Raw genomic sequence first — 12,610 nt, 5'->3', positions numbered from 1 at the left:
CTCCTGGTCACGTCCACCGCCCCGGGTCTGTCAGGATGGTGGCATGGGTCAGCCGGCGGATCGCGCATCTCGGGAAGCAGTGGAGCCGGAGCTTCCACCGGGTCAGCGACTCCAGCGCGGCTGGCCGGTCACACACTACGGCCCGGTGCCGAAGTTCCGCCCGGAGCGCTGGGAGTTCAGGGTCTTCGGGGCCACCGCCGACGGGGACAAGCACTGCTGGACGCACGAGGAGTTCTCGGCCCTTCCGTACGCCACCGTGGTCGGCGACCTGCACTGCGTCACCAAGTTCAGCATGCTCGGCGCCGAATGGGGCGGGGTGCCCGCGAGGGCGCTCCTTGAGATCGCGCCGCCCGCGCCCGACGCCACCCACGTGATGGTCTGGGCCGAGTACGGCTTCAGCTCGAATCTGCGGATGGCCGACTTCATGGACGAGCGCACGATTTTCGCCACCCACAAAGGGGGCGAGCTACTGACCGCGGAGCACGGCTTTCCGCTGCGGCTCGTGGTGCCTCATCTGTACGCCTGGAAGGGCCCCAAGTGGGTCCGCGGCGTCGAGTACATGACCGCCGACCGCCGCGGCTTCTGGGAGGAGCGCGGCTATCACAACGTCGGCGACCCCTGGACCGAGCAGCGCTACTCGTACCAGGAAGAGCCCGGGGACGGCCCCGAGCTCTAGTCCCGCGTACCTCTGTCGTGCCTGGTCAGTGGTGGTACTGGTGCACCACGGCGTGGCCCTTGCCGCGGCCGATCATCCACTTGTTGACCGGGGTCGTGATCACGAACGCGGCGGCCAGGGCGATGGCGAGGATCCACCAGAACATGGGGTCCGAGAGGTGGGCGTCCATCGCTCCGGGCCAGAGCGCGATCACGCCGTTGTCGATGAGCTCCATCACCGCGATGGACAGGGTGTCCGCGGCGAGCGCGACCCGGAACGCCGTCCTGAAATCGACGCCCGCCTTGAGGATGCCGCGCAGGGTCAGCGCGTATCCGAAGAAGAAGGCCAGGGTGATCGCGAGGATCATCGTCGGTACGTTGCCCCAGCCGAGCGCGGTGCCGATGACCATGCCGAGGACCTCGCCGATGGCGCACCCGGTGAGGCAGTGCAGGGTCGCCTGGGCCGCCGTCCGCCAGCTGACCTTGCCCAGGCCCTGATGGCCCTCGTGGGTGTGGTGGTCGTGCTCGGTGGCGTGATCGTGCTGCATGAGAATCCCCCAACGTCGGACAACGGTTCCTGCCGCCTGGCAAGAACCGTATACCCCTAGGGGGTATTCCTCAAGGGATCTCCGGGTCCCTAGCTGCTCCTGAGCTCCTTCAGCCGTGCCACGTCCGCCGCGTGGCCTTCCTTGCCGCCGGGGGTCTCGATGATCAGCGGTACGTTCTCGGTCGCGGGGTGGAGCATGAGCTCGCGGAAGGGGTCCTCGCCGATGTGGCCGGTGCCGATGTTCTCGTGACGGTCCTTGTGGGCGCCGACCACGTCCTTGGAGTCGTTGGCGTGCACCAGCTTCAGGCGGCCCTCGCCGACCGTGTCGACCAGCAGGTCGAGGGTCTGCTTCATGCCGCCGGGACCGGCCAGATCGTGGCCCGCCGCGAAGATGTGGCAGGTGTCCAGGCAGACGCCCAGCTTCGGATGGGCGTCCAGCGCGTCGAAGTACGGGCCGAAGTCCCAGGTGCGGGAGCAGAGCGAGAAGCCCTGGCCCGCGGTCGACTCCAGGAGGAGGAAGGGGTCGTCGTCGTGCGTCAGCTCGTCCAGGAGCGGCAGCATCCGCTCGCGCACCTGCCGCAGCGCGACGGAGCGCTCCCGGCCGCCGGTCGCCGAGCCGGTGTGCACGACGACGCCGAGCGCGCCGATCTCGCGGGCCCGGCGCAGCGAGTGGCGCAGGGACTCCACGGACTTCTCGGCGGTCGCCTCGGTGTGCGAGCCGAAGTTGATGAGGTAGGGCGCGTGGACGTACGCCGGGATGTTCTCCGCGGCGCAGGCCGCGCGGAACTCCTCGTCCTGCTTCGGATTGCCGGGCGGGGTCGCCCAGCCGCGCGGATTGGCGACGAAGACCTGGACGGCCTCGGCGCCCAGCTCACGGGCGTACGAGAGTCCGACGGAGGCGAGGCCGCCGGCCACGGGGACATGGCCGCCGACGGGATTGCGGGACGCTGCGATGGGGGACTTGTTGCTGCTCACGCGCTCAAGGGTGGCATGCGCGCGTGAGCGTCCCGTCAACGGATCTCGATGGTGATCTCGGAGCCCTTGGGCGCCTCGTCGCCGCCTTCCACCGACTGGCCCTTGACCGTGTCCCCGAAGATGTTCAGCAGCCCGCGGTCCTCGTCGACCGTGAAGCCCGCGTCCTTGAGCTCCTTCGTGGCGTCGTCCACGCTCATGCCCTCGACGTCCGGGACCTCGATCATCTCCGGGCCCTTGGAGAGCGTGAGCGTGACCGTGTCGCCCTCGGCGAGCTGCTGCTGGTCCTCCGTGGGGGACTGTTCGAGGACGGTGCCCTTGTCCTCGTCGGAGTAGACCCGCTCCGTCTTGGTCTTGACCTTGAGGCCCAGGTCCTCCAGCTCGGCGGTCGCGTCGGCCTGGGATTCGCCCGTGACGTCCGGAACGTCGATCGCGGGGCCCTTGCTGACGACGATCGCGATCGCGGAGCCCGCCTTGCGCTTGGTGCCCGACTTCGGGTCCGTCCTGATCACGGAGCCCTTGCGCACCTCTTCGCTGAAGGCCTTCTTCGTCATCCCGGGAGCGAAACCGGCGTCCTTGAGCTTGCTCCTGGCCTCGGCCAGGGAAGTGCCCTTGAGGCTCGGGACCTTCACGATCTCGGGGCCCATGGAGACGGTCAGCGTCACCCGGCCGTTGTCACGGATGCGCTCGCCGGCCCCGGGGTCGGTGGCCATGACCGTGCCGCGCTTGTCGGTGTCGCTGTACGCGCGCTTGACGTCCTTCACGTCCAGCCCGGCTTCGCCGAGCCGCTTCTTGGCCGCCGACTCGGTCTTCGCCAGGAGCGGCGGGACCTTCGTGAACTGGCCTGAGTTGATGTACCAGACGCCCGCGCCGAGCCCCAGTGCGAGCAGGACGGCGGCGACCACCGCGAGCACGCCGCGGCGCGGGTTGCCGGGCCGTCCGCGGCCGGGGGCGGCCGGGGGAGCGGGCGGCGGAGTCTGCAGGACGCTCGTGCGGTTGAGCTGGTCCTGCCGGTCCTGCCGGCCTTGATCGTCGTCCGTCGGGAGCGGCAGCTGCACGGATCGCACCGCGCGCGGGATCACGCTCGTACGGTCGTCGGAGTTGTCATGCTCTCCGTGGTCCGCGCGCGCCTGCGGAGGCACCGCGTCCAGTTGCTCGACGGAGAGCGCGGCCCGCGCCTGCCTGGCCTGCCCCAGGAGCGCCACCGCGTCGTGCGGGCGGACGTCGGGCGTGCGGGCGGTGGCGGAGGCCACCAGCTCGTCCAGCTCGACGGCGAGCCCCGGGACGATCGCCGACGGGGGCGGCACGTCCTCGTGGAGGTGCTGGTAGAGCACCTGGGCGGGCGATTCACCGGAGTGCGGCTTGGCGCCGGTCAGCATTTCGTAGAGCACGACGCCGCACGCGTACACGTCCACGCGGGTGTCGGCCGTGCCGTGCTCTATCTGCTCGGGTGCGAGATAGGAGACCGTGCCGAGCACCGTGCCGGTCGTGTTCGTGACGGTGTCCACCGCGCGCACGAGGCCGAAGTCGGCGACCTTGACCCGGCCGTCGTCCCCTATGAGGACGTTCTCCGGCTTCATGTCGCGGTGCACGAACCCGGCGCGGTGCGCGGCGCCGAGCGCGGCGAGGACCGGCTCCAGGATGTCGAGGGCCGCGCGCGGCTGCAGGGCGCCGCGCTCGCGGAGCACGTCACGCAGGGTGCAGCCGGCGATGTACTCCATCGCGAGATAGACGTACGCACCGTCGGCGCCCTGGTCGTACACCCCCACCACGTTCGGGTGCGAGAGCCGGGCGACCGACTTCGCCTCGCGGATGAAGCGGTCGACGAACGAGACGTCGGCGGCCAGCGTCGGGTGCATCACCTTGAGCGCGAGCACGCGGTCGAGGCGGGTGTCCACGGCCCTGTAGACCGTGGCCATCCCGCCCACCGCGATCCGCCCGTCCACGCGATAGCGGCCGTCGAGCACCTGCCCGACGAGCGGGTCCTGAAGGGTCGTGTCCACGAAGGGAGTCTACGAGCCACCGCCGACACCGTTGCCCGCCCGGGTTGGCCCGGGCCCCGACTGCAGCCGAGCTGTGACAGGCACGCGACGCTCAGAACGCGGGCCGCTCCGGATCGAGCCGGGCCATGCCCTCCACGGGCGACGACGCCTCGGCGAAGTGCCGCCGGGGGATTCGCCCGGCCCGGTACGCGAGCCGCCCCGCCTCGACCCCGTGCCGCATGCCCTCGGCCATGAGGACCGGCTCCTGCGCCCGCGTCACGGCGGAGGCGAGCATCACACCCGCGCACCCCAGCTCCATGGCGAGCGCCGCGTCGGACGCCGTGCCCGCCCCCGCGTCCAGGATCACCGGCACGCCCGCGCGTTCGACGATCAGCTGGAAGTTGTGCGGGTTGCGGATGCCGAGCCCGGAGCCGATGGGGGAGCCGAGCGGCATGATCGCCGCGCAGCCCACGTCCTCCAGCTTCCGGGCGAGGACCGGGTCGTCGTTCGTGTACGGAAGGACCGTGAAGCCGTCGTCGACCAGGGTCTCGGCGGCGTCGATGAGCTCGATCGGGTCGGGAAGCAGCGTGCGCTCGTCCGCGATGACCTCCAGCTTGATCAGGTCGGTGCCGAGCGCCTCCCGCGCGAGCCGGGCGGTCAGGACGGCCTCGCCCGCGGTGAAGCAGCCCGCCGTGTTCGGCAGGACGCGGATGCCGAGCCGGTCGAGCACGGAGAGCACCGAGCCCTGCACCCCGGGGTCGAGGCGGCGCATCGCGACCGTCGTCAGCTCCGTACCGGAGGCGACCAGGGAACGTTCGAGCACGTCCAGGCTCGGCGCACCGCCCGTACCCATGATCAGGCGCGAGGAGAGGGTGAGCCCGCCGATGACGAAGGGATCGTCCGCCATGTCGGTTCAGCCTCCCTGGACCGCGGTGAGGACCTCGACGCGGTCCCCGTCGGTGAGCGGGGTGGTGGACCACCGGGTGCGCGGTACGACGGTTTCGTTGAGCGCGGCGGCGACCCCCGAAGGGGCCGCGGTGAGCGTGGCGACGAGGGCTTCGAGCGTGGTGCCCGCGGCCACATCGCGTGCCTCTCCGTTGACGGAGACGGCGGTAACGGCTGAGAGAGTCATGCGGGCTGCTCCATGAAGGGCTGCGTCAGGGGGGTGCGGACGAAGCGCAGGGGGGTGAACCCCCGTGCCTCGTCGGGCAGTTCACCGGTGGTCAGGGCGTGCGCCATCACGTCACCGGTGACCGGCGTCAGAAGTACGCCGTTGCGGTAGTGGCCGGTGGCCAGCTGGAGGCCGGGGAGCGCGGTCGGGCCGAGCAGCGGCGCGTTGTCGGGGGAGCCGGGGCGCAGGCCCGCGCGGGTCTCGGTCAGCGGCAGTTCCGTGATGCCCGGTACGAGCTCGTGGGCGTCCCGAAGCAGCTCGTACACGCCGCCCGCGGTGACCGTCGTGTCCCAGCCGAGCTCCTCGCTGGTCGCGCCGACGACGAGCTCGCCGTTCTCGCGCGGCACCAGGTAGACGTGGCTGCCGCGCACGACGGCGCGCACGGTGCGGCTCAGGAACGGCGCGTACCGCTCCGGCACCGTGAGCCGAAGGACCTGCCCCTTCACGGGGCGCACGGGCGGCAGTACGCCCTCCGGAACCCCGGCGAGGCGCCCGCTGAGGCTGCCCGCGGCGAGCACGGTCTGACCGGCCTCCAGGGTGGTGTCGTCGGCGAGGACGACTCCGGTGGCCCGGTCGCCCGCGACGGTCAGGCGCTCCGCCCAGGTGCGGTGGAAGATCGCTCCCGCCCGCTCGCAGGCCACGACGAGCGCGGCGGCGAGCCTGCGCGGGTCGACCTGGTGATCGCCGTCGACGCGCAGGCCGCCCCGGACGCCCGGTGCGAGCATCGGCTCCAGACGGCGGCACTCGCGCCCGCTCAGCCACTCCGACGTGAGCCCCGACCGCTGCTGAAGGGTGTGCAGTTCGCGCAGGTGGGCGCGGTCGTCGGAGTCGAGCGCGACGGCGAGCGTGCCGCACGCGCGGTAGCCGAGATCGCGGCCGCTCGCCTCGGCCAGCTCGGCCGCGAACGCGGGATAGCGCTGCGCGGAGGCCAGATTCAGCGCCAGCAGCGTCTGCTCGCCGTAGTGCAGCTCGGTGACGGCGGCCAGCATGCCCGCGGCGACCTGCGCCGCGCCGCCGCCCGGTTCGGGGTCCACGACCGCGGTGGACAGGCCGCGCTGGGCCGCCCGCCAGGCCGTGACCAGGCCGATGATGCCGCCGCCTACGACCACGACGTCGGTCGTCGCGTGAGGTGGTGTCCGTGGATGCATGGGCGTCCAGCCCCTCCCTTCGCCGGCATGACCCGGATCAGGTTCGTACGGTCGGAGGCCGTCCAGCCTCCCTCTCAGCCCGGTGCGTCCGGGCTCCCGCGAGTGCTCTGCATCGGCCACCCTAGCCCCTGGCGTCCGGCGGCAGTAGGGGAGCTGTCCGGGTATGGGCGGTGACGGTGTGTCAGAGATCTCCCCGTCGCGCACTGAGTCCGGCGTCGCCCGCCGCCCTAGAGTGATCGGGTGAGCGAGCAGCGGAGGCAGGAAGAGCGCCGGGTGGTCGTCGTCGGCGCGGGGATGGCCGGGGTGCAGACCGCCGTGGCCCTGCGCGAGCAGGGGTTCCCCGGTGCGGTCACCCTGATCGGCGCGGAACCCCACCAGCCGTACGACAGACCGCCGCTGTCCAAGGCCGTGCTGCTCGGCAAGGCGGAGGGCTCCGCCTTCGACATCGACTTCGAGGCGCTCGGCATCGAGCTGAGCCTGGGCCGCGAGGTCACGGGCGTCCGCACCGCGGACCACGAACTGGACACCGAGCGGGGCCCGGTCCCGTACGACGCCCTGGTGATCGCCACCGGAGCCGAACCGATCCTGCTGCCCGGCGCCTCCGGGGTCCCCGGCGTCCATCTGCTGCGCACCCTCGACGACGCCGAGCGGCTGCGGCCCGTGCTCGCCGAGCAGCACCGCATCGTGGTCGTCGGCGCGGGCTGGATCGGCGCCGAGTTCGCGACCGCCGCCCGTGAGGCGGGCTGCTCGGTCACCGTCGTCGAAGCCGCCGGGCGACCGCTCGCGGGGGCCCTTCCCGCGGAGGTCGCGGCGCCGATGGCCTCCTGGTACGCCGACTCCGGCGCCGAACTGCGCACCCACGCGCGCGTGGATCGCGTCGAGCCCGGCAGCGTCCTCCTGGACGACGGCACCCGGCTGCCCGCGGACGCCGTCGTCGTCGGCATCGGCGCCCGCCCCGCCACGGACTGGCTCGCGGACTCCGGCATCGCCCTGGGCGCCCACCGGGAGATCCTCGCCGACGACCACCTGCGCACGTCGGAACCCGATGTGTACGCGGTCGGCGACTGCTCCTCCTTCCCTTCGGGAAGGTATGGCGAGCGCCTTCTCGTGCACCACTGGGACAACGCCCTCCAGGGACCGCGCACGGTGGCGGCGAACATCATCGGCGAGACCCCTTCGGCGTACGACCCCGTCCCGTACTTCTGGTCCGAGCAGTTCGGCCGCTTCGTCCAGTACGCGGGACACCACGCCACCGCCGACGAGCTGGTGTGGCGCGGCGACCCCTCGGGCGCCGCCTGGACCGTGTGCTGGTTCCTGCGGGGCGCCCTGGTGGCCGTCCTCGCGGTGGGCCGCCCCCGGGACCTGGCGCAGGGCCGCAAGCTGATCGAGGCGGGCGCCCGCCTCGCCCCTGAGCTGGTGGCGGACCCCGCGGTGCCGCTGAAGAAGGCCGTGCTGCCGTAGCCGATGGGACCCGGTGACCGGCCGCTGTCGGTGCCCGGAGCTACGCTTGACCCCGTGACCGAGATTGACGCAAAGACTGATGCTCTTGTCCCCGCCTGGCTCCACCTCCCCGACATCGCGGAACTGCTCGACGTCGAGGTGACGCGCGTGCGCCAGCTGGTCAAGGAGGGCCAGCTGATCGCCGTGCGCCGTGGTGAGAACCGCGCGCTTCAGGTGCCGGCCGCCTTCATCGACGGCGACAAGATCGTCAAGGGCCTCACCGGCACCCTGACGCTCCTGAGGGACGACGGCTTCTCCGACGAGGAAATGCTGGAGTGGCTCTTCACTCCCGACGAGACCCTGCCCGGCACCCCCGCGCAGGCCCTGAGCGAGAATCGCGGGACGGAGGTGAAGCGCCGCGCCCAGGCGCTCGCCGTCTGACCGACACGGAAAACCGTTGCGTGCGGGCCGCGCGTCCCCCAGGGGACCCGCGGCCCGTAGGCCACCGACGACCGGGGGGACCTTTCCATGGCCGCCAAGCCTGCCCGCGAGCAGCTCGCCGACGCCCGCCTCTACCTGTGTGTGGACGCCCGTAAGCGCCAGGGAGACCTCCCGGAGTTCCTCGACGCCGTCCTCGGCAGCGGCGTGGACATCGTGCAGCTGCGCGACAAGGGCATGGAGGCGGCCGAGGAGCTCGACCACCTCCAGGTCTTCGCCGACGCCGCCCGCCGGCACGGCAAGCTCCTCGCGGTGAACGACCGCGCGGACGTCGCGCACGCCATCGGCGCCGACGTGCTCCACCTGGGCCAGGGCGACCTGCCGGTGCCCGCGGCCCGCCGCATCCTCGGCGAGGACGTCCTGATCGGCCGCTCCACGCACGCCGACGCCGAGGCGGCGGCCGCCGCGACGCAGGACGGCGTGGACTACTTCTGCACGGGCCCCTGCTGGCCGACCCCCACCAAGCCGGGCCGGTACGCCCCTGGACTCGACCTCGTCCGGTACACGGCCTCGCTCGGCACGGACCGCCCCTGGTTCGCCATCGGCGGCATCGACGCGGGCAATCTGGACGAGGTGCTCGAAGCGGGCGCCCGCCGCGTCGTCGTCGTACGGGCCATCACCGAGGCCGACGATCCGGCGGCCGCGGCGGCCGACTTCGCGAAGCGCCTGCGTACGGCCTGACCGGCGATCTTCGGCCAACTTCGGCCAGGTTGTCCGCAGGTTGGACGGAGATTGGCCGGTAGCGGTGCCCCGTCGCTAACCTGCCCGTATGGCCCTAGGCACTGCTTCCACCAGATCTGATCGCGCACGCACCGTGCGCGACATGCTCGCCACCGGCAAGACGACGTACTCGTTCGAGTTCTCCGCGCCGAAGACCCCGAAGGGCGAGCGGAACTTGTGGAACGCCCTGCGCCGGGTCGAGGCGGTGGCTCCCAGCTTCGTCTCCGTGACGTACGGAGCGGGCGGCTCGACGCGTGCGGGCACGGTCAAGGAGACGCAGCAGATCGTCGCCGACTCCACGCTCACGCCGGTCGCGCACCTGACCGCGGTCGACCACTCCGTGGCCGAGCTGCGCAACATCATCGGGCAGTACGCGGACGCGGGCATCAGGAACATGCTCGCGGTCCGCGGCGACCCGCCCGGCGACCCCCTCGCCGACTGGGTCAAGCACCCCAAGGGCCTCACCTACGCCGCCGAACTGGTCCAGCTGATCAAGGAGTCGGGCGACTTCTGCGTGGGCGTGGCGGCCTTCCCCGCGATGCATCCGCGCTCGGCCGACTGGGACACCGACGTCCGGCACTTCGTCGACAAGTGCCGCGCGGGCGCCGACTACGCGATCACACAGATGTTCTTCTATCCGGAGGAGTATCTGCGCCTGCGCGACCGGGTCGAGGCCGCGGGCTGTTCGACTCCGATCATCCCGGAGATCATGCCGGTGACGAACGTGCGCATGCTGGAGCGGCTGCCCCAGCTCAGCAACGCTTCCTTCCCTCCGGCGCTCAAAGAGCGCATCCTCACAGCCAAAGACGATCCGGCGGCTGTACGCTCCATTGGCATCGAGTTCGCGACGGAGTTCTGCGCGCGGTTGCTGGCCGAGGGTGTCCCGGGGCTGCACTTCATCACGCTCAACAACTCCACGGCGACTCTGGAAATCTACGAGAATCTGGGCCTGCATCACCCGCAGGCCTGACCGGCCGTACCCCTGGGGGCGGCGGCCGCGGGGAGAGGGGCGTACATGGGCTGGACGGTCCTCTACATCGCGTTCGGATGCGTCGCGCTGTGGCTGCTCGGCGAGGTGCTGCTGCAGTACAAGGCGCGGCTGCGCTGGCGGCTGCTGGCCTTCGGCGGCTTCCTCGGCGTGGTCATCGGCGTGCTGCTGCCGTCGGTGGTGGTCATCGGGCTCGGTGCGATCGCCTTCGCCACGGGACAGACGTACGTGACGCTGTCGTTCCGCCGCGGCTTCTCGACCGGCTGGGCGCTCGGCGGCCAGCCCGGTCTGAGCAAGCGCCGCAAGTCGCCGCGGGGCGTGGGTGGCGAGGCTCCCCAGGAGCCGACGCTCCAGGTCTCCGACCTGGAGTACGAGGACGCGGGCCCGGCAGGGCCGCCGCCCGAGACCGCTCCCGGCACCGGGGTCTACGCCCCGGAGCCGCTGCCGGACGACACCGGGCAGTACGGCGTCTACAGCGACACGGCGTACGCACAGCAGCAGTCCGCCCCGGCGGACAGCGGCTACGGCTACGACACGTACGCGACCGCGGGCTATGACCCCCAGCAGCCTTACGCGTACGGCGAGACGGGCCAGCAGCAGTACGCCGCGTACTCCGACCCGTACATCGGGACCCAGACGTACGGCGGCCAGCAGAGCTACGACGCGTACGGCGACCAGCAGCAGTACGCGTCCTACCCGGCGGCCGATCCGTACGGCGCCGGGTCCGATACGTACAACGAGACGCCGCCCGGCGGGGTCTGGGTGCCCCAGCAGCGCAACGTCGAGGACCCCTACGGCCAGTACGGCGGCGAACTCCCGCCGGAGCAGCCGTATCCGTACCAGGGCGAGCAGGCCCAGGAGAACGGCTACGACGCGGGGTACAACGAGCAGTACCGGTACTGATCCGGGCCAGGGCCCGGACCCGAGGCCGGAAGCTCACGAGCTCACGAGCTCACTGGGAGCCGCGGAACTCCGGTCCCTCCACGATCAGCCCGGCGACCAGCGTGCCCGACATGCCCGCGTGCGGAAGTCCGCCGCCGGGATGCGCCCAGCCGCCGACCGCGAACAGCCCCGGCAGCCGGGTGCTGTTGGCCGGATGCAGCAGCCGGCCCTCTCCTGCCGCGAGGGACGGGGGCGGGACCGCGCCGCCCTCGGCACCGGTGGCCTCCGCGACGTCCGCGGGGGTGCGGACCTCGCGCCACAGCAGCCGGCCGCGCAGGCCGGGCACGGCGGACTCGGCACGGTCCAGCAGGCGCTCCACGTCGGCCTCGGTGACCTCCGTGTGCGCGGGCACCGTGGCCGTCAGAGTGACCGCCTCGTGCTCGGTGTCCGGCGTGAGGACGGGGTCGTCCGGGCGCAGCACCGTGAGGGTGGGGGCGGCGGGCAGTTTGGGGCGGTGCCCGAAGAGCCGGTCGAGCTCGTCCTGGCGGTCGGGTGTGTGCAGCACCGTCCGGTGGGGCGTGCCCTCCGGCCGGGAGCCGCGCAGGGCGAGGAAGACCGTGAGGCGGCTGGGCAGTCCGGACCGGGCCTGCACCTCACCCTCCGCCCGTATGTTCACACCGGAGGCGGCGGACATGCCGGATACACCGGACAGCAAGCCGTCCAGTGCGCCGGGCGCGACACCGGCGACCACGAAGTCCGCCTCCTGCGCCGTCCCGTCCGCCAGTTCGACGCCGGCCGCGCGGCCGTCCTTCTCGATGATCCGGGTGATGGGGGAGTCGAACGCGAACTCGACCCGCCGGGCGAGGCACCGCTCGTACACGGCCGTGGCGAGCGCGCGCATCCCGCCGCGCACGGACCACGCGCCGAAGGTGTGCTCCAGGTAGGGCAGGACGGCCGCGCTCGCCGGGGTCGCCCGGGGGTCGAGGCCGCACGCGAGGGCGTACTGCTCGAGGAGCGCCAGGAGCCGTGCGTCGCCGCCCAGTTCGAGCTCGCCGACCTCGGTGAGGGTGGTCGCGCGCCGCTCGCGCCGCAGGAGGCGCTTGTGCGGCACCGAGGGGTAGGGCTCGCGGTCTGCGAGAACCTGCCAGTTCGGCCAGAGCGGCTCTTCCAGGAGCGGGCGCCGGGTGCGGTCCCACGCCTCACGGGCGCGGTTCATGTACGCCGACCAGGCAGCGCCCGCGCCGCTGCCGAGCGCCGCGTCCAGGGCCTCGCCGACGCCCGCGCGCGAGGCGTTGGGCAGATCGGCCGCCGTGCCGTCCGCGAAGACGTGCCGTACGGCGGGCTCCACCTGGGAGAGCTCGACGCACTTCTCCAGCGGCTCCTTGCCCGTCTTGACGAACAGGTCGCGATAGACGGCGGGGAGCTGCAGGAGGCCGGGCCCCGTGTCGAAGACGAAGCCGTCCCGCTCGACGCTGCCGAGCGCGCCGCCGTACGTACCCGACCGCTCGTGCACCACCACCCGGTGGCCCGCGACGGCCAGCCGGGCAGCGGCCGCCATCGCGCCCATCCCGGCGCCGATCACCACAATCCGTGCCATGCCAGGGACTT

13 protein-coding genes and 1 riboswitch are annotated in these 12,610 nt (G+C 72.1%); of the genes, 6 read left to right on the top strand and 7 right to left on the bottom strand.

The window, feature by feature from the left end:
* Nucleotides 1-43 precede the first annotated feature (43 nt).
* Nucleotides 44-676: a sulfite oxidase-like oxidoreductase gene (locus ACZ6ZP_RS01980; RefSeq protein WP_351162450.1), complete on the top strand. Its 633-nt coding sequence runs from the start codon at nucleotides 44-46 to the stop codon at nucleotides 674-676.
* Nucleotides 677-701: 25 nt separating this feature from the next.
* Here ACZ6ZP_RS01980 and ACZ6ZP_RS01975 read toward each other — a convergent pair whose 3' ends face one another.
* The 6 genes from ACZ6ZP_RS01975 to thiO form a co-directional block, all read right to left on the bottom strand.
* Nucleotides 702-1,202, bottom strand: a complete 501-nt coding sequence (locus ACZ6ZP_RS01975) for a DUF4396 domain-containing protein (RefSeq protein ID WP_351162448.1) — start codon at nucleotides 1,200-1,202, stop codon at nucleotides 702-704.
* An 89-nt stretch (nucleotides 1,203-1,291) separates the two neighbouring features.
* On the bottom strand, nucleotides 1,292-2,176 hold the full coding sequence (locus tag ACZ6ZP_RS01970; protein WP_351162446.1) for a deoxyribonuclease IV: 885 nt from the start codon (nucleotides 2,174-2,176) through the stop codon (nucleotides 1,292-1,294).
* Nucleotides 2,177-2,211: 35 nt separating this feature from the next.
* Entirely contained in the window at nucleotides 2,212-4,176 is a 1,965-nt protein-coding gene (pknB, locus tag ACZ6ZP_RS01965; protein ID WP_469405217.1) for a Stk1 family PASTA domain-containing Ser/Thr kinase, read from the bottom strand.
* 91 nt (nucleotides 4,177-4,267) lie between these two features.
* Entirely contained in the window at nucleotides 4,268-5,062 is a 795-nt protein-coding gene (locus ACZ6ZP_RS01960; RefSeq protein ID WP_351162442.1) for a thiazole synthase, read from the bottom strand.
* A 6-nt stretch (nucleotides 5,063-5,068) separates the two neighbouring features.
* A complete protein-coding gene (gene thiS / locus ACZ6ZP_RS01955) occupies nucleotides 5,069-5,287 on the bottom strand; it encodes a sulfur carrier protein ThiS (protein WP_351162440.1) in 219 nt (72 codons plus the stop codon).
* The gene (gene thiO / locus ACZ6ZP_RS01950) at nucleotides 5,284-6,474 is read right to left on the bottom strand and encodes a glycine oxidase ThiO (protein ID WP_469405215.1); all 1,191 of its coding nucleotides are present in this window, start codon (nucleotides 6,472-6,474) and stop codon (nucleotides 5,284-5,286) included. Before thiO ends, thiS begins: the two co-directional genes overlap by 4 nt.
* Nucleotides 6,472-6,584, bottom strand: a riboswitch (TPP riboswitch). It overlaps the preceding gene by 3 nt.
* A 184-nt stretch (nucleotides 6,585-6,768) precedes the next feature.
* Between thiO and ACZ6ZP_RS01945 the strand changes: the two genes are divergently transcribed.
* The 5 genes from ACZ6ZP_RS01945 to ACZ6ZP_RS01925 all read left to right on the top strand — a co-directional run bounded on the left by ACZ6ZP_RS01945 (nucleotide 6,769) and on the right by ACZ6ZP_RS01925 (nucleotide 11,023).
* A complete protein-coding gene (locus ACZ6ZP_RS01945; RefSeq protein ID WP_351162539.1) occupies nucleotides 6,769-7,935 on the top strand; it encodes an NAD(P)/FAD-dependent oxidoreductase in 1,167 nt (388 codons plus the stop codon).
* A gap of 54 nt (nucleotides 7,936-7,989) precedes the next feature.
* Complete coding sequence (locus ACZ6ZP_RS01940; protein ID WP_351162436.1) at nucleotides 7,990-8,355, top strand: Rv2175c family DNA-binding protein; 366 nt, start codon at nucleotides 7,990-7,992, stop codon at nucleotides 8,353-8,355.
* Between the two features lie 87 nt (nucleotides 8,356-8,442).
* Nucleotides 8,443-9,093 (top strand): thiamine phosphate synthase, encoded by a 651-nt coding sequence (gene thiE / locus ACZ6ZP_RS01935; RefSeq protein ID WP_351162434.1) that lies wholly within the window; start codon nucleotides 8,443-8,445, stop codon nucleotides 9,091-9,093.
* 88 nt (nucleotides 9,094-9,181) lie between these two features.
* Entirely contained in the window at nucleotides 9,182-10,102 is a 921-nt protein-coding gene (gene metF / locus ACZ6ZP_RS01930; protein WP_361463775.1) for a methylenetetrahydrofolate reductase [NAD(P)H], read from the top strand.
* Nucleotides 10,103-10,147: 45 nt separating this feature from the next.
* Nucleotides 10,148-11,023: a hypothetical protein gene (locus ACZ6ZP_RS01925; protein ID WP_399977674.1), complete on the top strand. Its 876-nt coding sequence runs from the start codon at nucleotides 10,148-10,150 to the stop codon at nucleotides 11,021-11,023.
* 49 nt (nucleotides 11,024-11,072) lie between these two features.
* Here ACZ6ZP_RS01925 and ACZ6ZP_RS01920 read toward each other — a convergent pair whose 3' ends face one another.
* On the bottom strand, nucleotides 11,073-12,599 hold the full coding sequence (locus ACZ6ZP_RS01920; RefSeq protein WP_469405211.1) for a phytoene desaturase family protein: 1,527 nt from the start codon (nucleotides 12,597-12,599) through the stop codon (nucleotides 11,073-11,075).
* Nucleotides 12,600-12,610: the final 11 nt, after the last annotated feature.

This window comes from Streptomyces sp. NPDC054047 (genome assembly GCF_055585065.1).
The sequence above is the reverse complement of the archived record's forward strand: the minus strand, read 5'-3'. Positions and strand labels throughout refer to the sequence as shown.